This window comes from Marininema mesophilum, from assembly GCF_900106775.1.
In the GTDB taxonomy this organism is placed as follows: domain Bacteria; phylum Bacillota; class Bacilli; order Thermoactinomycetales; family DSM-45169; genus Marininema; species Marininema mesophilum.
Map to the genome: position 1 here is coordinate 89,884 of NZ_FNNQ01000006.1, position 26,492 is coordinate 116,375.

Here is a 26,492-nt window from a genome sequence, read left to right on the forward strand (position 1 = left end):
TTGTATACACAGCGCGTATTGCTTCTCCTCCGTGTTACAATGAGAGAAGTTTATGTGGTTTGGAGGACGGTTTTCTTATGATCAGTGTACAAGGAATTGGCCTGCGCTATGGTGGGCGAAAGTTATTTGAAGACGTGAATATCAAATTTACCCCAGGGAACTGTTATGGTTTGATCGGGGCCAATGGTGCAGGAAAGTCTACCTTCCTGAAAATCCTCTCAGGTGAGGTAGAAGCGAATAAAGGAGAAGTACACATTACCCCTGGAGAACGTTTGGGTGTACTCAAGCAGGATCATTTCCAATATGAAGAGCAAGAAGTGTTACAGACAGTCATCATGGGACACGAGCGGCTCTATACGATTATGCAGGAGAAGGATACCCTTTACGCCAAGCCGGACTTCTCTGATGAAGATGGTGTAAGAGCAGCTGAACTAGAAGGGGAGTTCGCTGAATTAAATGGGTGGGAAGCTGAATCCGAAGCTGCTCAGCTTCTCTCTGGTCTCGGTATTCTGGATGAACTCCATAGCAAGAAAATGAAAGACTTGGAAGGGAACGAAAAAGTGAAGGTTTTGTTGGCTCAAGCGCTTTTTGGTGAGCCAGATATTCTCATTCTGGATGAGCCGACAAACCACTTAGACATCCAAGCCATTCGGTGGTTAGAGGATTTCCTGCTCAATTTTGAAAACACCGTCATCGTGGTTTCCCATGATCGTCATTTCTTAAATACTGTATGTACCCATATGGCTGATATCGATTATGGAGAGATTAAACTATTTGTAGGGAACTATGATTTCTGGTATGAGTCCAGTCAACTGGCTCTATCACTAGCAAAAGAGAAGAATAAGAAGATGGAAGAGAAGCGGAAGCAGTTAGAGACTTTTATTGCCCGCTTTAGTGCTCATAAATCCAAAGCAAGACAAGCAACCTCTCGTAAGAAAATGCTGAAGAAACTATCGCCCGATGATATTCAACCTTCCTCTAGGCGATATCCCTTTATTCACTTTGAGCCCGAAAGGGAAGCTGGTAATGACCTTCTCGGAGTAGAGGGCCTTTCGAAGACCGTAGAAGGAGAGAAAGTATTCAATGATCTATCCCTTCGAATCAATAAAGGAGATAAAATAGCGCTTGTTGGTCCAGATGGATTAGCAAAGACAACATTGATGCAGATTCTAGTCGGTGAGTTGGAGCCGGATGCAGGGGAGTATAACTGGGGGGTAACCACTAGCCAAACATATTTCCCTAAGGATCATAATGCCTATTTTGAAAGTGTTGATTTAAATCTGATCGATTGGCTACGTCAATACTCCCCGCAGGATCAGTCGGAAACTTTCATCCGTGGGTTCCTTGGTCGGATGCTTTTCTCGGGAGAAGATGTGTTGAAGCAAGCTTCGGTTCTTTCCGGAGGCGAGAAGGTACGTTGTATGCTGTCTCGGATGATGCTATCTGGCTCAAACGTCTTGATTCTGGATGAGCCGACGAACCACTTGGATATGGAGGCCATTACTGCTCTGACCAAAGGGTTAGAAGAATTTCCTGGTACCATCATCTTTACTACCCATGACCATCAAATGATTCAGTCTGTGGCCAATCGTATCATGGAGATTACGCCACAAGGATTGGTTGATAAAATGACGACCTATGATGAGTACCTTGAGGATCAAGCTCTTCAGGAAAAAGTGAAAAACATGTATGAATGATCAAAAAGGCTACTCACCTGGTGGTGGGACAGCCTTTTTATCGAGAGGGGATAGAGTGAGGATGATGGACGGTACCAGACGTAAGGATATTAAACCAGGTCTTACTGTCGAGATTGTATTGAAGGCGGATCAACGCACAGGCAAACAGACACGGGGTGTAGTAAAAGATATCTTGACCTCATCACCCAATCACCCACATGGAATTAAAGTCCGTTTGGAGAATGGCCAAGTGGGACGTGTGAAAGTGATTCACACGTGAATCTCAACTAAAAAGACAGGGTTTCCCATTGCAGGGGAGGCATCTACTTGCCATAATAAAAAGTGAATATTTTTTCGGAGGAAGTACCCATGAAAAAGAAGTGGAATTTGATTCATGCTTCCCGTGGTTTTTTTAGCCTGTTGATGATTCTTTTTACCGCTCATCAGCTGGGAATCCGCTATTGGAAAGTAGGCTTGTTTGACTGGGATAGCACGGTGCGCTCTGGTGCAATGGACTACTTTATGCTTGTCAGTGGTTTTGTCCTTTTTCATACTTATAATAGTCGCTTCGGTGATACGCAAGTAGCGATCAATTATATGAAGAAGCGGCTTCTACGAATCTTTCCAACCTATTGGTATACGTTAATTCCGATGATAGTATTTGCCCCCTTTTTTATTGGGGTGGAGCCATCACTGAAAAAGATCGTCTATGCGTTTTTACTCCTTCCCGAGGAACAGACGGTAGCCCCTCATACAATGGTTTTGAGCGGCTTTCTGATTTTCTACATCCTATTTGGGATAGCGATTTATGTTGGTAAAGGTAGAGGAACTGTACTATTATCTCTGTGGTTTATGGGCGTATTTATTCAATTCACCAATGAAATTTGGTCCGGAAATATTTGGTTAGAAATGCTCTTCTCTAAATACCATATCTATTTTTTAGCGGGCGGATTTATTGCTAACCTGGTAACCAAGGTAGATATCCCCTATCCACAATTATTGGTGACGGGCGGATTTGCGGGTCTAGTCGGAGCCTGGTTAAATGGTGAGAGTCATTGGATACCACTGGATGATCTATATGCCTATGGAATTCCATCCGCAACAATTTTATTAGGATTAGCTTTATTGGAACAAAAGCGAGAGTGGTGGATTCCACGCTGGCTACACTTCCTGGGGAGTGCATCCTATACCTTATTCCTGACTCATTTTCCTATCATTGTGTTGTTGCAGTATTTTTTCTATGTGATGGGATTATACGGACTGATGGGACCCAAGGTGGCTGTTATCGTATTGTCACTATTGACAGTGTTGGTTGGTTCACTTTTATATCTCGTAGTGGAGAGACCCCTCATGTCCTTCCTCCGATGGAATAAGAAAAGTACGGTTGCAGCAAGAACTTAATCAGTGGGTATTCATTAAAAAAGGTCTGACTCATTTCTTAGAGTCAGACCTTTTCTGGATCACATTGTTTTTTGTCCTGGATATGGTTGACTACATCACTGATGGACCATTGTTTAAGGTACCTGGTAAGTACATCTTCTCCATCCGATAAAATATCATTTAATACATCAGTCAAAATGGAGCCTACAGGGCATTCGCAGTTGACCGGAGTACTTTTGGGTTGTAAGGTACTTGGACAAGTGAGATGATAGAGACGGTCTAGCGTAATAACGTCCGGGTTACAAGCGAGGGAAAATCCTCCACCAGCCCCCTCTTTGGAGCGGATATATCCATTTTTCTTTAGTAGGCCAAGGCTCCGACGCATCCGGACGGGATGAACACCTGTATTTTCTGCAAGCTCATCACTCGTTCGCTTTTTTTCCGGGTGAAGAGCAAATAAAGCTAGGCTATGGACAGCAAGGCTAAAATCACTATTCATTGGGTTACCTCCTTTATATCATTATATAATCAAATAAAAAGGGAGGGGAAAAGTTCCCATCCCATGTGGATATGCCTATAGTCAGGCAGCGTTTACCGTTTTTGTACCGTGTTCCAACTGATTAAGCAGATCAGTAAGTTCCATAAACCACGTCTTGTCTCGGGTAGCAAGAGCAAGGTCAATCAAATTTAAAAGGTAGCCCTCTTGATCCAAAGGACCTTGGTTAAGGCGTCGAATTCGGTCCATAGGGCTACTAAATAATTTCCCCAGAACGTCATTATTATCGGATTGGATAACACGCACGTGGACAATTCCTCTTTGGGTGTCGATGCTTTCCACGTATCCTTGGAACAATTCGTCATTTTCTGTTTTACCTTGAACCCAATCCCCGGTATTGAGCGGAGGGTTTAATAGAGTTTCCATGGTACGCACCGCCTTCCTTGATGAGGTGTGTCGGGCGGACAACTGCAATCTTTTTTATTTCATTTAAGAGTGCGATAAAAGGGGCGAATTTTACATCCGCGTTTAGTTTATTATAATAGGCCGTGATTTCTGACGTCAACCTACATTCTTGTCCGACCGTATTGCCATCTCTTTCCTATCGATTCTAGTATAATGATTCCCGATTTTACAAGATTTAATCCTATTTAGATGAGAGGCCGAAGAGTTACCGGATGAGTCCTAATCGAATCCCCTTTGCGACAGCTTCGGGCCGGTTTTTGGAGTTTAGCTTTTTTAACGTTCCTTGAGCATGCTCTGCCACAGTATGCTCACTGATATGTAATGTCTCTCCAATATGACGAGTTGAGTAGCCGTACGCGATCATTTGTAGAATTTCCTGTTCCCTGTGCGTGAGCACAGGAGATGCAGGAGGATGAGTGGAAAGGGAGGTATAATCGTACAACTTGGGTCGAAGGGCGATACAAGCGCGAGTAGATAATTGTTCTAGTAGATCCATCTCCTCTGTGGTTGACACAAAGGAGTCTCCATCACGGTCGAGAAGCAGAAAGCCAACAGGTTGGTGTTGATCCACGTGTAAAGTAGCAATCAATAATGATTGCAGACGGAACTGCTTAATGTAGTGATTGGGGAGATGGAGAGATACATCTTGGACATATAACGGACGATGTTGTCTGATCAACCACGGAATCCCGGGTATATTGGATTCAAATGCACGTACTCGGCGTAATTCAGTAATATCTACCTGATGAGAATGAGTTCCTTCAACTGTTCGCGTAATCGGTGAATACCAGAAGAGTGCACTTCGCTTATAACCGATAGCTTCAACAAGATGATGAACGGTTAACCGCATCACATCTTCTAAAGAGTGGGCGCCAAGGAGGAGGGTATCAAATTTTACGATGCTTTCTAACATCGACCTCGTTTTGTTAATGATCGAGTTTGGGTAGGTGGTCGTGATTTTATTTTTGGATGGTGTCTCGTTGTCGGGATGAGTGATATTTAATAAGGAAGTTAGCAGAGAAAAGACTAGAGAGTGTATCCAACGGAAGCCCGTCCAATCTTCAGTGGTTGTCCGAGGCAGTAATCCAGTGAGAATCTCTTCAAAAACGCCTAAAGTAAAGGTGACGAATCGCGGTTGTAGGGTGGTATGATTCTTTTTAACTAAACGTAAGAATTTATCACTATATCCATTCCGATTGTCCGGAAGAAGATTTAAATTATTAATCAGAGTTAAAAACATCTCATTGACGATGGATTTTTCTTTATTATCTATAGAGAGCGTTGCCAACTTGATATTCCAATGAACCAAAATATCGGAGTAGCCCCGGGAAACTGCATCAATAATGGTTTGCATTTCCTTGCGGGAAAGCATAGGGATGTCGAGAAGCGTGGGGAATTGCATGTGGCTATCTCCTTTTTTTGCTGACAAAGTAGTTGTTGAAATATTACCTTGCCCATATTATATAACAATTAGGAAATGCATGAGGGAAAAACATTTGAACCCCATGAAGTGGGGGAGCAAGTTCCTGTATTCGCAGGGTTGGTATCGGGTTAGGATGAGGTTATAATTTCTTTATGCCGTGGAAAAGGCCTCTTTTTTTGTTACCACTGCATATAATGTAAGCGGTTTCATTTCGTGAGAAAAGGCGGGGTGATTGAATGAGGTATCGTGGTAAGCTTTTTTGGATTAGTTTAGTTACTTCCTTCACCGTATTATCATTGCTAGTTACAGGTTTGCTAGCTGGTGGTGTCGCTGCTGCTGTTCCGATTGCTGGAGTGGGCGGCTTTATGGTAGAAGCAGATAAGATTGTCGCTACAGACTTTAAATTGTTGCCTAAGATGGGGCCAACTAGTGAAAAGAAGATGACTCCTCAGGCGGCAATGCAGATGGATGCAGAAATTTATGGTATGAAATTGTACAAAGACTTTGATATCCCTGGTTATGGAAAAGTCCGAGTTCTCGTCACCTGTTCTGGTGTGGCAAAGTCAACAGGGATGGTCATGGATGCTTCAAAAGTTGAGGGGAATCACAGTTTCAAAAAGTTCACAACAAAAGAAAATTATTCTCAAGATGTGCAGAAAAAATTTGAAATGTCGGCTAATTCCCTTGTGCTGACAAATGCGAAGCTGCGAGGTCACTATCTCTTCAACAATACAATCTCTCTACCAGGAATGAAGCTGGAATTTCAGAAATTAAACTAAGGAAAGGAGGATGACTTATGGAAGAGAGGAAGACGGGAACGCACCGGAGAAAGAAGGAGTCTATCCGACCAAAAGCCGGTTTGATATTGCTTATGTTTGCTGGCCTTTTGACGCTCTATGTTCCGGCTCAACTATATTGGTTGGCCTTTGTGCCAGGTAACTTCGCGTTCACGGGTATTCTCTTCGGGGGTCTACTCCTCGCCTGTGGCGTAATTGGTTGGTTGATGCCCCGTTATGTCCGCCTACTCGGAGTATTTGGAATCTTGCTCTCTATTCTTTCATTAATTGGTGCCTTGGGTGGATTGCTAATTGGTATGATAGCGGGGATTACCGGCGGTAGTCTTTGTATAGCTTGGGAATCAAATCCTGAAGTTGGAAAAAATGAGTCACTTGAAGATCTGAGCGAAGAACCAATTGCAGCAGTTTAAAAATTCCCGATGGACGGATCTACTAAAACGTCACGGGGTGAAGAAAGGGGGAGTATCCTTGAAAAAAGCGATTGCCATCATCATTGGATGGAGCCTTGTTCTATCCCTTGTGATGCTCCCGGCAATGCCCGTCTGGGGAGCGCCTAAAGCGGTCCCTGAAGCCTTAGTCATCCGTGCAGACCGTATCGAGTCCAAGGGATTATTGATGGGAATCGGTAAAGGTAACCATGGTTTGGTTATGAAAATGTCGATTAGCGAGGCGAAGATCTCCGGGATGGAGATGGGAGCCTTATATGATACAGGTAATGGTAGTAAATGGACTATGAGCGCTAAGGATCCAGGACCTGTATCCATCGATGGGCTTTCGGTCAGTGCGAGTGCAGTCGGTTTTAAAATCGACTGGAAGGATTTCATTCATTTCAATAAACCTTTTAAACTCGGCAATCTGATGCCTTCTATTGTTCTGCACGATGTCTATATGCGTGTTGAAAACATGGATGCGGCGCTTGCACAGATGCCAAACCTTAATTTAGAAGCCGGGAAAGGTGTCTCCATTGATCCACCCGATGATGGACTTCTCATCGATTTGCGTAAATTCTCTTCGCTAAGCAAGGGCGAACGGGAAAAGCAGATCAATAAGTCCCTCAGCCCTGATAAAGGAAAAGATAAGAAGGATCCAAAGAAAGATCCTAAGAAGGAACCAGGGGATAAGGATGATTCCAAACCAGATGATCCTGCTGGAGGAGATCCCCCTGATTCGGATAATTCAGGGGACCCTGGTAATCCAACGGATCCAACGAACCCAGGTACACCAACGCCTGATAATCCAGATCCGTTGCAAGAAAAAGTAATACTGCATCGTTATTTCATGGTGGCAGAGATCGTAAACAAGGCTAAAGAGTATAGTGCTAAAGTAACTTTGAAACGCGGCGATAAAGAATATGACGCCAAAAAGTGGGAAAATATGATCTTGATGAATCGTTTCAAGGGTTCAGAGGTTACCGTCACAGCAGAGGGCAGTGATGCTGAAAAAGCTGTTCGTGAAATTGCTGATTGGTTTAAGTAAGGGGATCTCTTTGAAGTGGATGCAGAGCAGAGGAATGGTAAGACAGACTCAGAACCGGTGAGATAGCGTTCTGAGTCTGTCTTTTCTTATGCCTCAAAAAAAGAACCGGGTGCAGTGTTCCGGTTCCCAATTGTCTTCTGTTGGATAGTATATTATGAATCGAGTAGGGATCTCCCGCTATCGCAGGAGGGTTTCTGTAAGCGGGGGCATGTGCTACAGGGTTTTGCCCCAGGTAGTCGATGATAGAGACAACAGGTTTGCCGTACATGCATCTCTTTTTCAGGCTCTGTAGGGTGAGGGATCGTACGAAATCCGCCATGGAAAGGATTGGTGAATTTCTCAACGATGAGAGGGGAGGTTGGAGAAGTTAACAGGTTAAAATCATCAAGGATCCTAGCTTGGTCGCAATTAGTTGATGCTTCGCGTATCCAAATATTGTAGAAATAATAAAGATATCCCTTTGCGCTTTCCCACAGGATGGAGGCGGGAGCGTAGTTAGCTAGGCTATTAAATACAGGAACCAAGTTGTTCGTTAGGATTTGCTGAAGCTTTTTCCTTCGCCACTCATCTCTACGATCTTCAGGACAAGGATTCAGCTGAAGATTAATAGGAGCAAGGGTGAGCTCCCAGCCAGAATTAAAATGAAGATGTAAGTTCTCTACGGACCAGTCCGGTGCAGAATTTTGTACAGATAAATGGTGTAGTGCTTGATAGATCAATTGGGAGGAGTATCGTTTAGCTAGCATAGAGGCTGCTACAGGTAGCTCTTTTACGTCGATTCGCCGTGCCCAAAGGTGGAGGAGATCTTCGCATAGGGAAGAATCGATTAGCTCGGATGCTCTTACCGTCACTAGTAATTCCTCAGGTGGCTGAGGAGTGTATTCTACTATTTGCGTTTTTATAAGAGTGACTTTGCTTTTTGTACTTATCATGTCCCTTAGCCCCCTATAGCTGTCAACTTACGATGTTGTAAGATACGCCCCTTCCCATGGGGGATACACATTGGAGTACCAAATACAGGGTCGGAGATGACCTGGCAGTCTAATTGAAAAACCTCTCGGACTAATTCCTCAGTCACAATATTTTCAGGATATCCTTGACTGTAGACGTTACCTTGACAGATGGCTATCATTTCATGGGCATAACGTGCAGCTAGATTCAGGTCATGCAGCACCATAACAATGGTGCGCCCTTCCCGTTCATTTAAATCATAGAGAAGGTCAAGCACTTCAATTTGATGAGTAAGATCTAGGTAAGTCGTAGGTTCATCAAGTAGTAAGGTATCAGTATCCTGGGCCAGGGTCATGGCGATCCAGGCCCGTTGACGTTGTCCCCCAGATAGGGAATCAACAGGGCGATCCTTGAGGGGTAGCATCCCTGTAACCTCAAGAGCCCAAGCTACTTTTTCTTCGTCCTCAGCAGACCATTGGGACAGCCATGACTGATAGGGATAGCGACCTTGTTTGGTCAACTGGTGAACTGTTAGTCCTTCAGGAGCGACAGGGCCTTGGGGTAAAATAGCCATTTCACATGCCGTTTTACGGGTAGATTGCTGAGTAATATCCTTGCCATTCAATAAAATGACCCCGTTCCTGGGTTTGAGAAGACGGGCAAGAGAACGGAGTAGTGTGGACTTGCCACATCCGTTAGCTCCTACGAGGGTAGTAACTTTCCCTTTAGGAATGGTAAGATTCAGGTTGTTGATGATTGGAGAAGAACCGTAGGCTAAAGTTAAACGGTCAGTTGCCAGAGTCGGTTTCAAGGGTGAACCCTCCCGTTTTCCCTCCGATTGAGGGGAGTTAAAACTTTTGTCCACTGCGATGTAGGAGTATGATAAGAAATGGTGCACCGAGTGCCGCTGTGAATAATCCAGCAGGTAGATCTAAAGGGCTAAAGGCCGTACGAGCAATCAGATCAGCGCTCATTACCAAAAAGGAGCCTACTAGGGCCGCTATCGGCAACATCCTGCCGTAGGAAGGCCCAGTTAACATTCGAGCGATATGGGGTGCCATTAGGCCAACGAAAGCAATCGGTCCAGTGAAAGCGACGACTGAACTAGCTAATCCGACACTAACAAGGACAGCGATTAGACGATGACGCTGGACTTGATGTCCAATGCCTGTTGCTACCTCATCGCCCATTTGTTGAGCATTTAGGTGGCGGCTGATGACAAATGATAGTGAGAGTAGTACGAGGGCCCATGGGAAGAAAGTAGTTACTGTTTTCCATGAGCTACTGTAGACGCTCCCCGTTAGCCAGACCATTGCTTGGTTAACGGCATACATTGGGCTGAGGATCAATAGCAAGGTGGTTAACCCATTCGCTGCTGCGTTGATGCCAATACCGATCAAAACGATGCGTAAAGGTGAAACCCCTTGCTTCCAAGCCAGGGAATAGATGAATAGAGCAGTTAGGCTTCCTCCAACAAAGGAAGCAAGAGGTAGCCAATAAGTAGCTAGGTCAGTGAGAAAAGTAAGAAGGAAGACCGCTACAACAGAAGCTCCCCCTGTAATTCCGATCACATCAGGAGAAGAGAGGGGATTTCTCATCACTCCCTGAAGAATTGCTCCTGAGACCGCCAATGAAGCACCAACGAGCAGAGCCATTAAAAGACGGGGAAGCCGCAATGTATAGATAATGACCTCGTCAGAGGGATTTCCTATTCCAAATAGAGCACGAGTAGCATCAAGAGGAGAAATGTTCATCTCACCTAGTCCGACACTGATGATCATAACGGCTCCGCAGAGAAGAGCTAATATGAGAAAGACGATGAGTGAGGGTAGGTGGATTTGATTAGATAAAGGAAATTTGCGCGATCGGATTGTGAAATTCTTCATAGTTACTCAGAGATGCTCCTTCGGGCAATCGTGATGAAGAAAGGAACGCCGATGAGGGCGGTGATCACGCCGACGGGTACTTCATCCGAAGTTATTCTTGCTCCTGCCCCAGTCAAAAGCTCGGTAAGGGGCTCACCAGGCATAATGAGGTAGCGGCCACCAATGTCAGCGAGCAATAAGAAGGTGGCACCTAAAAGGGCGCAGTAGGGAAGGATCCATCGATAGTCTGTACCCGCTATTGACCGTGCGATATGGGGGATGATAAGTCCTACAAGCCCGATCGGCCCGGCGATGGCTACGCTCCCACCAGCTAGAAGGATGATACAAATAGCGGCAATCCCTTTAACCCAGCCGGTTCTTTGCCCTAAGCCTTTAGCTACGTTCTCGCCCATGGTTAAAGTTGTAATGGCACCCCCTAGTGATAGGGTACAGATCCACGCGATAACAAAGAAAGGAATCACATAGATGAGTGTATCCAGGTTTCTACCTGCAATGGAACCTGCTAACCAGAAGAGTACTTGATCCATGGTTCCTGCATCAGAGACCAGGATACCTTGGGTTAAGGTGGTAAAGAAAGCGGTCAAGGAAGCACCTGCCAAAGTGAGCTTTAACGGAGTTAATCCACCTCTACCAAAAGAACCAAGTAAGTAGACAAGCCCCCCACTCATGGCTGCACCAAGAAAAGCGAACCAAGTAAATGATACATAGGAATAAACGGAAAAAATCGATGATGCGATAACTACAAACAGGGCAGCGCCCGCGTTGATTCCAAATACACCTGGTGAAGCGAGTGGGTTACGGGTGAGGGCTTGCATTAACGCTCCTGCCATGCCGAGACTAGCTCCCACACAAGTAGCAATCAAAGCACGAGGGATCCGCGTATTTTGTACGATGAGTTGTTCTCTAGTAGGGTCTGTTGCCTGCCAAACATCTAATAAAGTCATCCAATTAATATGAGTTAGTCCTAGTTTGAGACTGCCGATAAAGCTAAGAATTAAGGCAATCAGTGACATAAAAAGACCTACTGTACGATATCTTTTAAGGAAAGGCATGGACAATCTCCTAGGAGTCTACTAAAGACGGAGTGTAAAGTTTTCTTCTCTTCTTGTATGATAATCATTATCAATGAATACGTCAATAAATTTGATTATCATTCTCAACTCACTGATAAAGGGTACATTGTTTGTACATGTCCGTGGGTAATGGCGTGTATGGTATAATAAGGGACAATTGAAACCGTACGGAACCCGATGACGTTGCATCATATGAGTCAACTTGCCTGGCATAATAGTGAGGTGGAAGAAGATGATCGACCAGATAATTTCCTCGATGTCTCCAACGGCGGGACAAAAGGATATTTTATTCGTTTCGGAAAATTTTGGTACTGGTCATACCCGGGCTGCAGAGGCCTTAGCGAGCGGGATTGAGGAATTAGCCCCTTCTGTCCAAATAAACCTTGTAGAGCTAGGTAGGGAGTTACGTCCCCAAATCAATCAAGCTCTACTTCATTCCTATATGGGTATGATTCGCAGAGCACCAGGTTTGTGGAGAAGAGTTTATGGACGCCATCATGCCCGTTCCTTTCCGCGTTGGATTGAATGGTGTTTAAACCAAATCTTGTACTCACGTCTCTCTGAATACATAGCGGATTCTCCGCCAAGAGTTGTTGTTTCTACCCATCCTTTTGCTAGTTCAGCAATTGCTCGTTTAAAGCGAGATGGAATCTCATTAAGCCTATGTACAGTGATTACTGATTTTGCAGCCCATGGATCGTGGATCTATGCAGAGACAGATCTTTATTTAGCTCCCCATGATGGGGTAAAGCAACAATTGCTTGAGATGGGAGTGAACCCAGAGCGTGTGGTAGTGACAGGGATCCCATCGGATGGGCAGTTTTGGAAGAAAGGCGATAGTGAGGCAATTCGCAGACGCTTAGGCTTACAACCCATGCCCACGGTACTTGTATTGGGTGGAGGACTGGGTCTGGGGCCAACGGAAAACTTAGTACGTATGGCAGCACGTTGGAGAGAACACCTTCAGATTGTTGTCTGTACCGGACACAATCATCGGTTACACGCTTCTTTATCCCAATGCACGGAGTTAGATCACCGCCATATAAGAATCACAGGATATACGGAGGAAATGCCAGATTGGATGGATGCAGCGGATGTGATTCTTTCAAAAGCGGGGGGGCTTACCTGTACAGAGGCGATTGCCAAGGGAAAACCCCTGCTCCTATTCGGCTCTATACCTGGACAAGAAGAGAGAAATGGACGATTTATGACTCAACAAGGGATGGCTGTGAGGGTGTCAAATGAGAAAGAATTAGATGAATGGTTCCATCGACTTCTTATTGGAGATAAGCAGTATGAGCAGCTCAAGGAACAGATGTTAGCATGGCGTTGGAAAATCCATCCTTCTCAGAGTATCCGTGAAGTACTCGGGCTACTTAAATTATCTATAATTGATGAAGGTCGATAATCCCATTTATTCCGTTTCTTTGCTATTATTGTTCTTTAGTCTATCCATGGATATAATGCTAAAGTACTTACATTTTGTTGTTAAGGGAGCTTGTGAAGTTGGTTATTGACCCGCGGCGAAGTAAGATAAAAGAACGAGCAATTCAATTTTTATTTGTATCCATTCTATTCTCCCCGGTGATCCCTGTAGTTATATTGTTGGTGATGGGGCTCACTGCCCCTGTAATATTGAAGGGAAGTTGGCGTCCTTTTGGTTTGCCGGAGAAGATATTTATAGGTTTCGTCGCGTTGAGCACGATTAGTTGGGTACTTAATCCGTATCTCCTTTTAGGTTGGTTGCCGGTAGCGGTGCTTCCAATTTCATTTTTTGGTCTATATGCAGTACTTGCTGTATGGATGAAACGAGGTCTTCAATGGTCTTGGAAACACTTTGAAAAACTATATACTACCTTCTGGCTAGCAGGTTTATATTCTGCGACGGTAACGATTCTGCAACGTCTCAGCTTAATTCCTATGGATAACACGATTTCGATTAATATCCTATGGGGGTTTTATCGGATGCAATCGGAAGGGCCACGGAGCATTGGACCTTCCTTTAACTCCAATCTGGCAGCAGCACTACTGATGTGTCTTGCATTGCTTAGTATTTACGCTACCTCATTGGCCCGTAATCGTTGGGAGAAGATAGCTGCTTTTGCGATCTTCTTTTACTACTGTGTTGCGATTTGGTGTACGGGTTCGCGTGGAGCTTGGATGGGATTGGTCATTGGTTTGCTAGTACAAGTATGGATGACTGGGAAGCGAAAGAGAACGGTTGCTCTTTTTCTAGGCCTTGTGACCATAGCGCTTATTCTCGTTACAAATATGAGTCTTATTCCACGGGATGATTCTCTCCTATTGACCATTGCTGGTCGGCTCAATGTATGGGAAGACTCTTTTAGCATCTTTCTCGGTAACTGGGTATTTGGAGTTTTACCCATCCATTTTGGTTATTTAATCGAGCAAGTGTCGGGTACTTATTTGTTTCATGCTCATAATGTCTTTTTGGGGATAGCAGTAGAGTATGGTGTGATTGGGTTAGTTTTATTTCTCATTTTAATTGTGGTGTCGACGGCACGTGCACGACGTTGGCGGAAGACGGCTAGCGAGCGGAAGGAGAAAAGGTTGGCAGGGGTATTGATCTCTATGGTAGTTGCTCTCTTAGGACATGGGATGTATGACTATCCCATTATCAATCCCCAAATCGGTGTGATCTTCATGACTGCGATCATTGTAATTAACGCTCAGTATGAACGTCGATGTCTGGAGCCAAGTCGGTACAGTCGTGAAAAAGAGATTGAACCATCTATGAAATAGGCGAAGTTTATATCGGGTAATGTTATTAATAAAAAAAAGGAAGGGTGCGATGTCACCCTTCCTTTTTTATCTTTTATATTATTATTGAGGTCCAGGACTGGCATTGTTTTTAACATCTGCTGGGACTTCGATGGTTTCCTTATATTCTCCTTGATGGGTCTGTGTTTGTTTTTGACTACCATGAATAGTACCTGTGTCACCATTCTGAGCTATGGAGATATTTAATTCCATGATTTGATCCATTTTTTCTTGTTTAAAGGTTTTTTTATCGATGGTAATAACCTGATCAAGTTTTTTTAATTGAATATCGTTCTCATTTACAGTGACTCTTGCTTGTTTAAGGTGGGGGATAATTGCTCCAGTCATTTGTTTTTGAAACATTTGTTTTATATTTTCAGGAGCTTCTATAAAATTTATGCTTAAAATATATTTATCCTTCTTTTCTTTTAAATTAAATGCTTTATCCTTTTTGTCTTTCTGCAGCTTCGAAAGGAGACCCTGAAGCTTTTGAATGGTTTCAGAAGGAGTCTGATTACTAGCAAATTGATCGAGATCGGCTCCTTCGCTTTTAAGCCAATTGGATCCGTTAGCCAGTTGATAAATCGAACTTCCTACCTGATAAGACTCGATTTGTTGACTCTGTCCATTTCCTTGGATGTTTCCTTTGAAGTGGACAGCCATTGGTTTCGTAGTCATTTCCGCATTAGCATCCACTTTTTGGTTGATGGTCTGTTTTTGTCCCTTTGCGTTGATAGTAAAGGTTTGCTCACCGTCAATTTTGAACCGAGATCCATGGGATTTTTCCTCCGCTTTTGCGGTTCGGTTGATGACATCTTGAAATGAGAGCTTTTCTGGTGCTGTAATGCTTTGACATCCTGTTGAGAGTAGAGCAGTAAAGATGACCATTGTACTGATTTGAAATAGACGTTTCAATTAAATTCCTCCTAATAAATTAGATATGTTCTATATCTTGACAAATAATTTATACAACATGGAAGATGTTATCCTATTTCTTTCATTGTTACAATGAGACAAAAGGACGATGAGTAGTATTAAAGTACTAGATAAATAGTGGGTTTTGTCCGGAAAATTTCACTTGTCTAATTTTTCTGTTCAATGTATGGATCATGTTTTGAAAGGCGATGATGGATAGCGAAGATTCGATCTATCATTCTTATGAGGTGATCCATCATGGTTGTGAGCCGTCGGATGACAGGATTTTTGTGCGCAGCGGGAGTGTTAACATGGGTGATTTTTCATGGATGGTTTCCAGATGGAGTAGGTCGTGTTAATGCACGGGAGGGACAGAAAACCGTTCGGGTGGAAAAAGGGGATACGGTCTATAAAATTGCTCACGAGAATGGAACCAATGTAGGCACTTTGACTCGGATCAATGGTTTAAAGAATCCTTCATTGATCCGAGTAGGACAGGAGTTAAGGATCCCAGGTAAAGAAGAAGCGGTGAAGAAGGTAAAAACCGCTAGTAAAACCGTTCCAACGATGGTGCGTGGTAAATCCCTGGGGGAATTTACGTTAACCGCTTATACTGCAGGGCCTGAATCGACAGGTAAGAAACCGCAAGATGACAGCTATGGTGTTACCTCAAGTGGAACTCAAGTAGCTGATGGGGTTACCATTGCTGTTGACCCGGATGTGATTCCAATAGGATCGCGGGTTTATATTGAAGGAATTGGATATCGGGTAGCACAGGATATTGGAAGTGCGATTCAAGATAAGCGAATTGATATATACATGAGTGACTTAGAGAAAGCGCGCCAATTTGGTGTGAAAAAGAATGTCCGCGTGGAATTGGTGGAGTAAAGGAACTAGAAATTATAAGACCCAGCCCTTTGTCTGGGTTTTTTGTTTGTGATTAAGAGGGAGTAGTTGATTTACTGGATGTAGGGATGAGCCTTGATGAACATGCTATAATAGAGAGGGTTTTTAGGGGAAGGGAGATGACAGGTTGACACGATTGGAGCTAGCGCCAACGGGGATTTATTCCTTTGAGGAGACTTCTCGCCGGCTAACTCAGTTTGAAAAATCAGCATATCAAGAACGAGACGGTCGGTTGGTCCGTACGTTGTGCATCGGAGCAAAGCCCATTGCTGTGGAACTATGGTGGACGGGTAATGCCTTAGCCGTCGAAATAGGGGAGGATCTTTCTCCTATCGAAATGGAGGAACTAACGAAAATATTACGTCGAATGTTTTCGTTAGATGTGGATTTGACTCCTTTTTATCACAGGATAGACGGTGACCCAGATCTAGGACAACTGGTTCGCGAACGTCGCGGTTTACATGTCGTGTTGGATGCTTCGCCATATGAATGTCTGATTAAAACAATCGTGAGTCAACAACTCAATCTATCCTTCGCTGGAACGTTAATACGTCGTCTGATTGAGATTTCAGGGGAAAGGCTCTCCCATCGTGGAGAAGAATTGTTGGTTTTTCCCACGCCGGCGCAGATAGCGAAGCTTTCCTATGAAGATCTTCAACAGCTCCAGTTTAATCGAAGGAAGGCAGAGTATGTGATTGACCTTTCCCGTAACGTGGTGGATGGTAGTTTAGATCTAGGCAAATTGGAGAGTCTCTCCGATGATGAAATCGTTAAGAAGATGCTTCCCTTGCGCGGGGTGGGTCGGTGGACCATTGAGTGCCTCCTTCTCTTTGGAATGGGTCGTCCAGACTTATTCCCAGCGGCAGATATCGGCCTTAGAAATGCTCTACGTAAAGTATACGGTACCGTTGAACAACCTTCAGAAGAGGAAGTGCGCCGGTTGGGTGAAGCATGGTCACCCTGGCGTAGCTATGCTGTTTTTTATCTGTGGGATTATCTGAGTACAACCAAAAAGAGTTCGTAAATCGATGCATGTTAGCTGGTTCATGAAATTAGAGGAGGGACTTTTGATGGCGAAAAAACGGCAGAAAAAAGCTATTACACGGGTAGTCGATCCAGTAAAGTTGTTAATCCATGACTTGAAACGAGTCGTTATCTGGTGCGGAATCTCTTTAGGGGTCACCTTGGTAGTTGCCTTTGCTGTAGATTCGATGACCTAAGTAGGAAGAAAAATACCCAGTAGCGAGGAACTCGCTACTGGGTATTTTTCTTCTTCATGTAGCTTCACCATCTCCGTCGCCATCTTCATCCTTTCTAGGTCCTCCCCGATCTTTCCGAGGAGGGATGTGATCTCCAGTAGTAGCGGCTACTTCGCGGAAGCGTTCCTTTTCCTGTCGTTTGGACATCATAGCGTGAAGATCGTTGGAGGCAGTTAAAACTTGGCGTGGATAAGCGATTTCAATCGATTTCTCAATGAATTTAGTCACAATTGTTTTTCTCATTTCCCGTTCGATCATCCAATATTCCTCTGGCGTGCTAACAGCAGTTAGGGTATATTCCACTCCATCTGATTGGATATTGGTAATTCCAAAAACAGAGAAGGGTTCAATGATATAAGGGGAAAAACGACGGCTTAAATCTTCACAGATTTCATCCAATATACTCTGAACATACTGTTGATCTTCCTCATAGGGGACAGTGACGGCCATCAGAGGCCGCATCCGATCACGGTTGTAATTCGTGACGCGGGTGATTTCACCATTGGAAAAGTAATGGACTCGTTCATTAAACTCTCTGACCTTGGTTACACGAAGGCCAATCTCTTCAACAGTTCCTTGGATATTATCGTTGATTTGTACAAAATCACCAATCTCCATCTGCTGATCGAAAATAATGAAAAAGCCAGTTATTATATCTCGGACGAGGTTTTGTGCACCAAATCCGACAGCCAGACCTATAACCCCAGCTCCAGCCAAGATTGGCGTCACATCGATATTGACCTGTTTCAAAATAGTAATAGCTGATATGAAGTAAATAGCATAGCGTGCCGTGGATTTAAGGAGACGGGCTAGAGTAGCTCCACGTTTTTGTTTGAACCGACTGATATTGAGGAGTCTGTCTACAACGTGCCCCACATAACGAAGTGCGATATAAGTGATACCGATTATGATAGCAATCTGAAATAGAGGGATCAGTATATCATTAAATAATGGATCCCAAAATTTTTTCGCCGGATTTTGTGCTATCTCTTCGGCTTTTTTTTGTACATCTTTAACGTCATTATTTAAACCAGCAGCAACCAACATCCATTGCATTAGTTTTCTTCACCCTTTGCAAAGGCAGGTAGATTTGAATGAATCAAGGAGTAATTGTCATTATAACATAGCATGCGGAGCTGAGGGGAAGAGGTTATCTTCTCCAATTGGCAACAGGTAAAGGTAATTGGGAAAATCATCTTATAGAGGGGTATTAAAGAGAACTCTTTTTTTGATACACTGAATGTAAAGGAGGGTCCCCAATCGCTGTTAGGAATCCCTCTTTTCTATAATCGTATTCATAGCAATAAGAGGGGGGAAGTCACTCAATTAATCGATAGCCATAAGAAAGATTAATAAGGAGCTATCATGGCGGTGCTCCACTTGGTTATGTTTGAAAGGGGAACTTACCGTATGGAGGAGAAGCGGCTTCGGCCCGAGTGCCTAAAAAATGGATCCGGCAGGTAATCCACCGCTTCCTTCTCAGCTGGATATATGTCCGCTGAAAAGTGACACTGGCCATTATTATTCTCTTTGTAAGTATTGGGAGTATTGTGGTTTTAAAAGAGGTTAAATTTTCCGGAAATATCTTTTCGCTTTGAAGGAGAAGAAGCGTATGCTTTTGATATAGAAAAAGACTGCTTGTTTAAAAGGAGGCGGGGTTCGCGTTTATCGCGAGGATGCTTTCCTACTCCATCCGGGACCTTTTATAAGTGATCTATCTCAAAAAACAGGAAACCAGAGCATACCGCAATGTTACATAAGAGGCAAAGGGTAAGCAGGTTAGAGTATGGCATGATCCAGGAGATATGTGGTTAAGACAGCGTCATAGGGTCCTCTTCCTAAGTAAAGAGATGGAAGAGGAAAATGTGTATTCCACTAATGCGAATGTTAAGGTTTTTTACCTCTCTGCTCAACGGGATCATTTATTGGTCATGGAGGAGACGAATCAGGGAGAACGACTTTGCTTAGTGAAACTATCTGATCCTGTCGATTGGAAAGCCGCCTAGATCTATCATAGCTAAAGTCAACTAGGAGGCGGTAGATTGTGAGCAGAAAAATAGCGGATTCCGTTCAGGTCCCTGATCAAGAATGGACGGCTTTTGTTAGAGAAAATTTATTACGCTGGTACGACAAAAATAAAAGAGAACTCCCGTGGCGTAAAAACAAAGATCCCTATCGTATCTGGGTGTCGGAAATCATGCTTCAACAGACACGTGTCGATACAGTGATCCCTTATTATGAGCGATTTATGGAGTCATTTCCTGATATCACTGCCTTGGCGAAGGCAAAGGAGGAGCAAGTACTGAAAGCCTGGGAGGGTCTAGGCTATTATTCTCGAGTACGTAACCTCCACCAAGCAGTGAAGGAGGTTGCAGCTACATATGAAGCGAAGGTGCCGACTGACCCTAAGGCAGTGGCTAGTTTAAGAGGAATAGGGGATTACACTGCTGGTGCGATTTTATCGATTGCTTTTGATCAACCAGTTCCAGCAGTGGATGGGAACGTCATGCGTGTTTTTTCCCGTTGGTTTGCCCTGTGGGATGACATTGTAAAATTATCTACCCGTCGTAAGATGGGAGTATTAGGGACTCATCTCGTTCCCAGCGATCGACCGGGAGACTTTAACCAAGCATTGATGGAACTAGGTGCACTGATCTGCACACCTGTCAATCCAGCTTGTGGAAAATGTCCAGTCCAAGCTACATGTCAGGCCTATGAACAAGGGGTTCAAGCTGAATTACCCGTGAAAAAGAAAGCGAAGCCTCCACGCCCGATGCGGATCAATATGGCATGGATACGTAAGGGAGGAGGTCAGGTACTGCTTCAATGTCGTCCGAATGAGGGATTACTAGCAGGAATGTGGGGATTACCTACCATGGAGGCGGGACAGGGAGAACTAGTCCCTGGAGATTCACTAGTGCCTCTTTTGACAGAGCAAGAGGTTCCTGTTGAGTGGGGACAGGTGTTAGGAGAGTTTGAACATGTGTTTAGTCATCAACGTTGGCAGGTTACAGTAGTCGACGGGTTCGTTCGTGAGGATATTTCGGTTCTCCCTGATGGATGGCGTTGGGCGAATGAAACGGAACGAAGAAGGCTCGCTTTCCCTAATGTATACCGTAAAGCGTTTGCACTAGCAGAGAAGAGAAAAAAAGGATTATCTGGCTTTCAAGGGCGCCTTCTCTAAAAATATGCATTAATTACTTGGTAGAAAGCTCGCCCTCCCTTTAGTTAATATTCAGAACTTCGGTGTAATACAAGGGATCGGACCATAGAATTGATACGTACAGAAATAAAACGAGAGGCTGGGGAGACGTCATGATATGGGACGATTTGACCTAGTCGGAGGGGGAGAAGGCCCGTGGAAGAAAAAAATAAAAACGAACATTCTTCGGGGGAAAAGACAACGGATAAAGAGAACACTGAGGAATTATCTCAGAATGATGGCACAAAAGAGCCTACCGCGGGGCATGATGAGAATCGACCAGAAGAGCCCGCCACGGAGCAGGATGAGAATTCACCAGAGTCACAAGTAGCAGAAGAAAAAGAGAACGGTCTCCCTATATTGAAATCTTCCCAAGACCCTATCGTGGAAGAAAAGGACGTTGAGGAGGAACAAAAAGAGAACCTTACTCCAGTTCATCACTGGAGTAAAAAGACCAAAATTGTTGGGTCCATCATTTGTGCTGCAATCGTGATCATGATTCTCTCTTTGGGAATTATTTACTCATGGCCGACCAACACACAAGCAGTACCCTCCTCGAAGAAAAAAGAAGAGCCGAAGCAGTTATCGATCACATTGGTCTATGGTAAAAAAGAATGGACAGCGGACCTTCGCAAAATGGGTTACACCGGGAAGAAAGACTCTAAGGTAGACAGTAAAAAGTGGGCAGAATGGATCGCAAAAGTGAAGAAAGAAGTAGATGAGCCAGCGGTAAATGCCCATACTTCACGCTTAGGTGCTCCTATTAAGCCGGCGAGAATGGGTTGGAAACTTGATGTAAAGGAGTTAGAAAAGTGGTCGGATAATATCAAAGGGAAGGTAAATGGTGTTCATCTTGTGCCTTTGATTTCAGACTCACCCCAAGTATCGGAAGAAGACTTAAAACAAGTAGGTGGGCAACGCATCGGTCACTATGTTACCTACTATAATCCAGGAAATAGAAATCGGACGGAGAATGTGAGACTCTCCGCTGCGGCGCTTAATAATCGAATCATCAATCCCGGCGAAGTGTTCTCATATAATAAAACGGTAGGTGAACGATCAACGGCACGTGGTTATAAAGAATCCATCATCATTGTTAAAGGCGCCTACGAAAAAGGGCTTGGAGGAGGAGTTTGTCAGACGTCCTCTACTTTGTACAATAGTGTGGATAGTGCAGGCCTTCTTACGGTGGCTCGTTTCTCTCATAGTAAAGAAGTTACTTATGTACCTAAAAGGCGGGATGCGACGGTTGCCTGGTATGGTCCTGATTATCGTTTTCGCAACAACTTAGCTAAACCAGTGATGATTCGCGCGAGCTTAGGGGGAGGAGCTCTAACCATAGATATCTATACGGTTCCTGGTACCTACCACCAACCTCGTGGTGTCCAATCTGCGCCAACGGGTGTACACGATATCCGTCTACCAAATTAGAATAGTAGATGATGAAGTTGTCAGATCCATTTACTTAAAAGGCCACTACCTATGTGGTGGTGGCCTCAGTGTGTGGAGAAAGCACCTCTTTTCAACAAAGAGGTGCTTTCTCTTATAATAGGACAAATCAACTTAATAAAGGGGCTAGATTTGATTCTAGAGGGGGTTGAACCCCTCTATTTGCGTATAGAGTTTTCTCGACAGCCTGAGAACACCCATGATTGGTGTCAGGGACACCCTTGTTCTTTTATAGGAAACTGGATAATTTGCCCTCATTTTATCTATACATGGACAAATTCTCTTTTTCCTTCACTGTTTCTCAACAATTCACTGCCATATAATTGAGGCATACCAAAACCCATCCACCCTATGTTTGTTTCCCTTAACTTACAGAAAAAATAAGGGGTGAGCGTCCATCTAGGACGCTCAGGCTGTCGAGAAAGTCTCGACAACCTGAGGCCACTACCTATTTCAGGCAGGTGGCCTTTTGTTTATATGGGATAAAATGTCTTGTTGACTATTATGGAAAAGGAAGCTGATAGGGGGAAAGATGAGAGGCCTTTGTTTATTTTAGTCATCCCCGAAAGGTAGATCACCTATGTCAGATAAAGCATCCCCAAGAGAATCGCTGATGTCTCCGGTACCATCCATATCATCGATCCATTCCGAGAGAGCGATGGCCCCGAGGGCTCCAGTAGCAAAGCCGCCTACGGTTCCTCCCCATTTCGATAGACCACTGTGTTTATGGTATCCATGTTTAGTTGGTATCCGATAAGAGGATGGGTTTTCTGTCATATTCGTAAGGATACTGCGAAGGGTCGTCGACAAAGTCTCATGATTTTCCCATTCATCCTTCTCTATATATATTTCGTAACGAATTTCACGCTCACCGGTCCAAGTGAAAATATCTACTTCGAGGAGAAGGTGAATCCGTTGATCCTCGATACCCACGACGAATTCTACCTCTTCAACATGTCCCTTCAAAAAAGAAGTGGGAAAAAGGGTGAACTCTTGAGTATAGCCATTGAAAGAGCGAGAATCATACTTCTCTCGTAAACCAAGTTCAGCAAAGGCATCCAATACCTTCTGTAAAGGATGTGGGGGATGGACTTTGATGTAGTCATGGTCCGAGTGATCCACAGCTTGAGCAATATCCAGATGAGTATTAAAAAAATAGGCTACTTTGTTGCCAGAGACAGGTAGGTCATCAGGTAAGTGGCTAGAAAATGGGAAAGATTTTTTCTCACCCGGAAGGATAGTAAACGCTTGATGAAAAGGAAAGCGCTCTAACAAATGATTGAGCTCTCGCTTTCCCGAGTGGAGATACATCATGAGTTCTATGTCGATTTTGTTAATTTCCTGTTCAATGGTTCCACCCTGGATAACTAACTGTCCATGAACATTCTCTCCAGGTAGGTAATCCTGGCCTTCGAGAACGAGATCTACCGTAGCTCCGCCTTTTCCCAATTTAGCCATCATTTTTTTAAACATAATAACCTCCTGGTTCTTCATTTAAGAGAGGGATGTGTCCATGTAAGTTTCTGTAGATAGTGGTTTAGAGAGTGTCTCCGTTTGAGTAAATAGGGGAATGGTAGATTCTCTAGATAAGGGGCGAGCCAGTAAGCGATCAATCCAACGATCATGAGCCTTCTCTACGATGAATTCCCAATCACCAAAGAAGATAGCATCCCCCTTTTCTGGAACCTTCTCCAACTGTGAAAAGAACCATCCGCCAATCGTATCATTTCCCGGGTCATTGATGTTGATATGGAAAAATTCATTCACCTCTGTGATAAGTGCTCGTGGATGGACTGAGACGCCTCCTTCCATTTCGGAGAAGAGGCGAGGACTGAGATCAAATTTATCTTGAATGTCACTAAACATTTCTCGGGTGATATCTTCCAAGGTAACCATCCCAGAAGTACCTCCGAACTCATCCACTACCACAGCAATCCCGGCTTGTTTCTCTTCTAGGGTGCGTAGCGTTTGGATGATATCCATGGTTTCAGGGATAACCACTTCTGGCTGAGTAAAGGTGCTTAGAATTGGAGGGGAGCCCTTGGTAAGTAAGTGATCGTATACATCTTGGATGTGGATGACACCAAGGATATGATCCTTATCGCGATCACACAAAAGATATTGAGTATGGCGGTGATGACGAATGACTGAGAGGTTGTCTGTGAAGGGATTCTCCAAAAAGAGACAAACCATATCAACGCGTGGAACCATCACCTCACGTACCATCCGTTGATTGAACTGCAATACTTTTTCATTTAGAAGGGGCTCTTCAGTTCTGTGGTCAGAAACTTCTGATCTATCCTTATGTAACCCCGTACCAAGGAAAAACAAGCTTTTTCGCGCCATCATTTTTACAGTGGCGATAAATCCTTGGGAATCTTGTTGCGTCATGATAGCATGCTCCCACCAATCCTGGAACCAGAGAAGAGCGATGACAAGGATTGAAAGAGCGATGATTAACCCACTGGAGTTGGATAAAGGAAAGCCGGAAAATACGAGCAAAGAGATACCGTTCGCAATCCAGCCCAAAGAGGTGATTGTCAGCCCAGATCGGGCTATGCGCCAAAGTGACTTTCTTCGGTTTTCCTGGGCAGAAGAAGGTTCCTTCTCGTAGGAGATACTAGTTTTTAATAATGATTCAACCGTTAGTAACCAACAGTGGATCAATGTAAAGAGGATCCACAAACCAGCATAGATCAAGAAGATAAGGTCGTCGTCCACGTCCAACTCTTCATGACCTCCTATTCTGTAATTGTTGAAAATGAATGATGTCCTGAGAATACTAGATATTATTATTGTATCGAACTATACGAGAAAAGAGTAGGGGTATGCGCAGGACAAAAACAAGTAAATCCTATCAGTTACCCATAAAAGCATGTCAATTGCAATGGTTGAAGAACTGAGGTTTGAAATGGAATGCGTGAGGAGAAGATGTAATAAAAGTAGAGAAATAGATTCTGCCATATATTCATAGGATAGAAATAGAGAGAAATAGAAAGCAGGTGATGAGGTTGGCACGATCATGGAGGGAAAAGGGGGTATTTTGGACTCCCTGGGTAGCTCGATCAGCAGCAGTAAGCAACCTAGTAGCAGCGGTGATGTCGTTTTTATTGCTTAGTCAAGGAGGAGGTAATTCATTTGGAAGCCGCATGTATTCGATTGGGATAAATGAAGTGGCTTTTCGCTGGTCATGGGGAGTTAGTATTTTATCTGTACTTGGGATGACCAGTGTTTTCTTTATTCTATTATGGTTCATGGATTCTCAGTATCGTGGAATACTACAAATGGCATTTATGATATGGATAATTGGTGCATCGGGATGGGTGTTGCATGATTTGATTCAAATCCGCTTGATGCCCCTTCTCTCCCAATGGTTTTTGGCCACACCTACTGGAGAGTTGGCAACGTATATCCGTGCATGGGAAGAGCTTCTCTTTCGATTCATTGGGATATTTGGCCTCACCTGTTATGCAATCAGTGGTTTGATCTATACAGCCGTAATGTTCAGGACAAAAGATGTACCTATCGTGATGTCTAGGTACTTCTTTGTCGTTTGGTGTTTTGTATTGGCGATTGCCGTATCTGCAAAGTGGTTAATCTCTTGGTTCCCATGGTTAATCATTTGTACGCTTTTGTTACTAGTTCCATGGTTCTGGAGGTTGAGTAAGCTGTTGCCAAGGCCAGGTTGTCAATAATCTTTTATGGACAAGATGGGCCGAAATTTGCCGAAAAAAGGCGGATGAGTAAACACACAGGGTGGTAAAGGGGTTTCTTCACACTTTTATCACAATTGCATAGGAAACTATGCTCCTGTAAACTGTTCGTACCATCGTCTGTGGGAGGCTTATTGATGAAACTGAGATCATTTCAATTGTCCGACATCCATTCCGTCCAAGCGATCTGGAAACAGAACGCATCAAGAGAAAGAGAAGCAGAGACTCTAATCGTATTGTCTCGACAGTTGGCTTATGATCGGGATTTAGTTCTCGTGGCGGAGATTGAAGGCCAGGTGGTCGGAGCAATCGTCGGTACGATGGAAAAAAATGTCGGTTTCTTTTATTGTCTTGCTGTTCATCCTGCTTTCCAAGGGCGCGGAGTGGGGCGCCAGCTCACCACGATGCTGGAGGATCGTTTTCGCAGCAAAGGGGTGACAGAGATCCAGGCGGTCATCGATGAAGGAACAGAAAAGCTATGTCCCTTCTATACCCATATGGGTTATCAGGGAGTTCCCTCTTCTCGTTTAGTGGAGAATAACTGGTTATTTAATTTGCAAGAATCTCTTCACCCGATATTATCTTAACTAATCGATATAGGCAGTTCTGTATGTTACCCGAACCTTTGCCAACCGGTATAAGGT

General features: G+C 44.0%; 27 protein-coding genes. 16 read left to right on the forward strand and 11 right to left on the reverse strand.

Annotated elements, in window-relative coordinates:
- The first annotated feature begins 77 nt into the window (after positions 1 to 77).
- The 3 genes from BLV90_RS07360 to BLV90_RS07370 all read left to right on the forward strand — a co-directional run bounded on the left by BLV90_RS07360 (position 78) and on the right by BLV90_RS07370 (position 3,077).
- Complete coding sequence (locus BLV90_RS07360; RefSeq protein ID WP_091738608.1) at positions 78 to 1,697, forward strand: ABC-F family ATP-binding cassette domain-containing protein; 1,620 nt, start codon at positions 78 to 80, stop codon at positions 1,695 to 1,697.
- A gap of 64 nt (positions 1,698 to 1,761) precedes the next feature.
- Entirely contained in the window at positions 1,762 to 1,956 is a 195-nt protein-coding gene (locus tag BLV90_RS07365; RefSeq protein WP_091738897.1) for a YwbE family protein, read from the forward strand.
- A gap of 89 nt (positions 1,957 to 2,045) precedes the next feature.
- Positions 2,046 to 3,077 (forward strand): acyltransferase family protein, encoded by a 1,032-nt coding sequence (locus tag BLV90_RS07370; protein WP_091738611.1) that lies wholly within the window; start codon positions 2,046 to 2,048, stop codon positions 3,075 to 3,077.
- A 43-nt stretch (positions 3,078 to 3,120) separates the two neighbouring features.
- On the opposite strand, the gene BLV90_RS07375 is transcribed toward BLV90_RS07370, so the two are convergent.
- The 3 genes from BLV90_RS07375 to BLV90_RS07385 form a co-directional block, all read right to left on the reverse strand.
- Positions 3,121 to 3,555, reverse strand: coding sequence for an RrF2 family transcriptional regulator (locus BLV90_RS07375; protein ID WP_091738614.1), 435 nt, complete (start codon positions 3,553 to 3,555; stop codon positions 3,121 to 3,123).
- An 81-nt stretch (positions 3,556 to 3,636) separates the two neighbouring features.
- On the reverse strand, positions 3,637 to 3,978 hold the full coding sequence (locus BLV90_RS07380) for an IDEAL domain-containing protein (protein ID WP_091738617.1): 342 nt from the start codon (positions 3,976 to 3,978) through the stop codon (positions 3,637 to 3,639).
- A 244-nt stretch (positions 3,979 to 4,222) separates the two neighbouring features.
- Positions 4,223 to 5,419 (reverse strand): helix-turn-helix transcriptional regulator, encoded by a 1,197-nt coding sequence (locus BLV90_RS07385; protein WP_091738621.1) that lies wholly within the window; start codon positions 5,417 to 5,419, stop codon positions 4,223 to 4,225.
- Positions 5,420 to 5,676: 257 nt separating this feature from the next.
- Here BLV90_RS07385 and BLV90_RS07390 point away from each other — a divergent pair, with 257 nt between their 5' ends.
- From BLV90_RS07390 to BLV90_RS07400, 3 genes are read left to right on the forward strand one after another with little or no spacing between them, the layout of a single operon-like run.
- Positions 5,677 to 6,219 (forward strand): DUF6230 family protein, encoded by a 543-nt coding sequence (locus tag BLV90_RS07390; RefSeq protein WP_091738623.1) that lies wholly within the window; start codon positions 5,677 to 5,679, stop codon positions 6,217 to 6,219.
- A 17-nt stretch (positions 6,220 to 6,236) separates the two neighbouring features.
- Entirely contained in the window at positions 6,237 to 6,647 is a 411-nt protein-coding gene (locus BLV90_RS07395) for a DUF6114 domain-containing protein (protein WP_091738626.1), read from the forward strand.
- A 58-nt stretch (positions 6,648 to 6,705) separates the two neighbouring features.
- Positions 6,706 to 7,713, forward strand: a complete 1,008-nt coding sequence (locus BLV90_RS07400) for an HPr family phosphocarrier protein (RefSeq protein ID WP_091738629.1) — start codon at positions 6,706 to 6,708, stop codon at positions 7,711 to 7,713.
- A gap of 152 nt (positions 7,714 to 7,865) precedes the next feature.
- On the opposite strand, the gene BLV90_RS07405 is transcribed toward BLV90_RS07400, so the two are convergent.
- Genes BLV90_RS07405 through BLV90_RS07420 form a run of 4 tightly spaced genes read right to left on the reverse strand, consistent with a single transcriptional unit; the run spans position 7,866 to position 11,602 of the window.
- The gene (locus BLV90_RS07405; RefSeq protein ID WP_091738900.1) at positions 7,866 to 8,645 is read right to left on the reverse strand and encodes a (2Fe-2S)-binding protein; all 780 of its coding nucleotides are present in this window, start codon (positions 8,643 to 8,645) and stop codon (positions 7,866 to 7,868) included.
- 5 nt (positions 8,646 to 8,650) lie between these two features.
- The gene (locus tag BLV90_RS07410; RefSeq protein ID WP_245726285.1) at positions 8,651 to 9,475 is read right to left on the reverse strand and encodes an ABC transporter ATP-binding protein; all 825 of its coding nucleotides are present in this window, start codon (positions 9,473 to 9,475) and stop codon (positions 8,651 to 8,653) included.
- A gap of 37 nt (positions 9,476 to 9,512) precedes the next feature.
- On the reverse strand, positions 9,513 to 10,550 hold the full coding sequence (locus tag BLV90_RS07415) for a FecCD family ABC transporter permease (protein ID WP_091738632.1): 1,038 nt from the start codon (positions 10,548 to 10,550) through the stop codon (positions 9,513 to 9,515).
- Positions 10,551 to 10,552: 2 nt separating this feature from the next.
- Entirely contained in the window at positions 10,553 to 11,602 is a 1,050-nt protein-coding gene (locus BLV90_RS07420) for a FecCD family ABC transporter permease (RefSeq protein ID WP_091738635.1), read from the reverse strand.
- Positions 11,603 to 11,855: 253 nt separating this feature from the next.
- Here BLV90_RS07420 and BLV90_RS07425 point away from each other — a divergent pair, with 253 nt between their 5' ends.
- Positions 11,856 to 13,031 carry an MGDG synthase family glycosyltransferase gene (locus tag BLV90_RS07425; RefSeq protein WP_091738638.1) on the forward strand — a complete coding sequence of 392 codons (1,176 nt, stop codon included), beginning with the start codon at positions 11,856 to 11,858 and terminating at the stop codon, positions 13,029 to 13,031.
- Between the two features lie 98 nt (positions 13,032 to 13,129).
- The gene (locus tag BLV90_RS07430) at positions 13,130 to 14,386 is read left to right on the forward strand and encodes an O-antigen ligase family protein (RefSeq protein WP_091738641.1); all 1,257 of its coding nucleotides are present in this window, start codon (positions 13,130 to 13,132) and stop codon (positions 14,384 to 14,386) included.
- A gap of 81 nt (positions 14,387 to 14,467) precedes the next feature.
- On the opposite strand, the gene BLV90_RS07435 is transcribed toward BLV90_RS07430, so the two are convergent.
- Positions 14,468 to 15,319 (reverse strand): DUF6612 family protein, encoded by an 852-nt coding sequence (locus BLV90_RS07435; protein ID WP_091738644.1) that lies wholly within the window; start codon positions 15,317 to 15,319, stop codon positions 14,468 to 14,470.
- A 258-nt stretch (positions 15,320 to 15,577) separates the two neighbouring features.
- Here BLV90_RS07435 and BLV90_RS07440 point away from each other — a divergent pair, with 258 nt between their 5' ends.
- The 3 genes from BLV90_RS07440 to BLV90_RS16190 all read left to right on the forward strand — a co-directional run bounded on the left by BLV90_RS07440 (position 15,578) and on the right by BLV90_RS16190 (position 17,445).
- On the forward strand, positions 15,578 to 16,207 hold the full coding sequence (locus BLV90_RS07440) for a 3D domain-containing protein (protein WP_091738646.1): 630 nt from the start codon (positions 15,578 to 15,580) through the stop codon (positions 16,205 to 16,207).
- 145 nt (positions 16,208 to 16,352) lie between these two features.
- The gene (locus BLV90_RS07445) at positions 16,353 to 17,249 is read left to right on the forward strand and encodes a DNA-3-methyladenine glycosylase family protein (protein WP_091738649.1); all 897 of its coding nucleotides are present in this window, start codon (positions 16,353 to 16,355) and stop codon (positions 17,247 to 17,249) included.
- A 46-nt stretch (positions 17,250 to 17,295) separates the two neighbouring features.
- Positions 17,296 to 17,445, forward strand: coding sequence for a hypothetical protein (locus tag BLV90_RS16190; RefSeq protein ID WP_177167943.1), 150 nt, complete (start codon positions 17,296 to 17,298; stop codon positions 17,443 to 17,445).
- A gap of 54 nt (positions 17,446 to 17,499) precedes the next feature.
- Here BLV90_RS16190 and BLV90_RS07450 read toward each other — a convergent pair whose 3' ends face one another.
- Positions 17,500 to 18,540: a mechanosensitive ion channel family protein gene (locus BLV90_RS07450; RefSeq protein ID WP_091738652.1), complete on the reverse strand. Its 1,041-nt coding sequence runs from the start codon at positions 18,538 to 18,540 to the stop codon at positions 17,500 to 17,502.
- Positions 18,541 to 19,289: 749 nt separating this feature from the next.
- Between BLV90_RS07450 and BLV90_RS07455 the strand changes: the two genes are divergently transcribed.
- From BLV90_RS07455 to BLV90_RS07465, 3 genes are all read left to right on the forward strand, one after another.
- A complete protein-coding gene (locus tag BLV90_RS07455; RefSeq protein ID WP_091738655.1) occupies positions 19,290 to 19,490 on the forward strand; it encodes a hypothetical protein in 201 nt (66 codons plus the stop codon).
- A gap of 38 nt (positions 19,491 to 19,528) precedes the next feature.
- Positions 19,529 to 20,668, forward strand: a complete 1,140-nt coding sequence (mutY, locus tag BLV90_RS07460) for an A/G-specific adenine glycosylase (RefSeq protein WP_091738658.1) — start codon at positions 19,529 to 19,531, stop codon at positions 20,666 to 20,668.
- Positions 20,669 to 20,842: 174 nt separating this feature from the next.
- Positions 20,843 to 22,117 (forward strand): VanW family protein, encoded by a 1,275-nt coding sequence (locus BLV90_RS07465; protein WP_091738661.1) that lies wholly within the window; start codon positions 20,843 to 20,845, stop codon positions 22,115 to 22,117.
- Positions 22,118 to 22,687: 570 nt separating this feature from the next.
- Here BLV90_RS07465 and BLV90_RS07470 read toward each other — a convergent pair.
- Positions 22,688 to 23,608: a sporulation protein gene (locus BLV90_RS07470; protein WP_177167944.1), complete on the reverse strand. Its 921-nt coding sequence runs from the start codon at positions 23,606 to 23,608 to the stop codon at positions 22,688 to 22,690.
- Between the two features lie 21 nt (positions 23,609 to 23,629).
- Positions 23,630 to 24,856, reverse strand: a complete 1,227-nt coding sequence (locus BLV90_RS07475; RefSeq protein WP_245726291.1) for a transporter associated domain-containing protein — start codon at positions 24,854 to 24,856, stop codon at positions 23,630 to 23,632.
- 290 nt (positions 24,857 to 25,146) lie between these two features.
- Here BLV90_RS07475 and BLV90_RS07480 point away from each other — a divergent pair, with 290 nt between their 5' ends.
- Both BLV90_RS07480 and BLV90_RS07485 read left to right on the forward strand, forming a co-directional pair.
- Positions 25,147 to 25,830 (forward strand): hypothetical protein, encoded by a 684-nt coding sequence (locus tag BLV90_RS07480; protein ID WP_091738671.1) that lies wholly within the window; start codon positions 25,147 to 25,149, stop codon positions 25,828 to 25,830.
- 155 nt (positions 25,831 to 25,985) lie between these two features.
- Positions 25,986 to 26,435, forward strand: coding sequence for a GNAT family N-acetyltransferase (locus BLV90_RS07485; protein WP_091738674.1), 450 nt, complete (start codon positions 25,986 to 25,988; stop codon positions 26,433 to 26,435).
- Positions 26,436 to 26,492 lie beyond the last annotated feature (57 nt).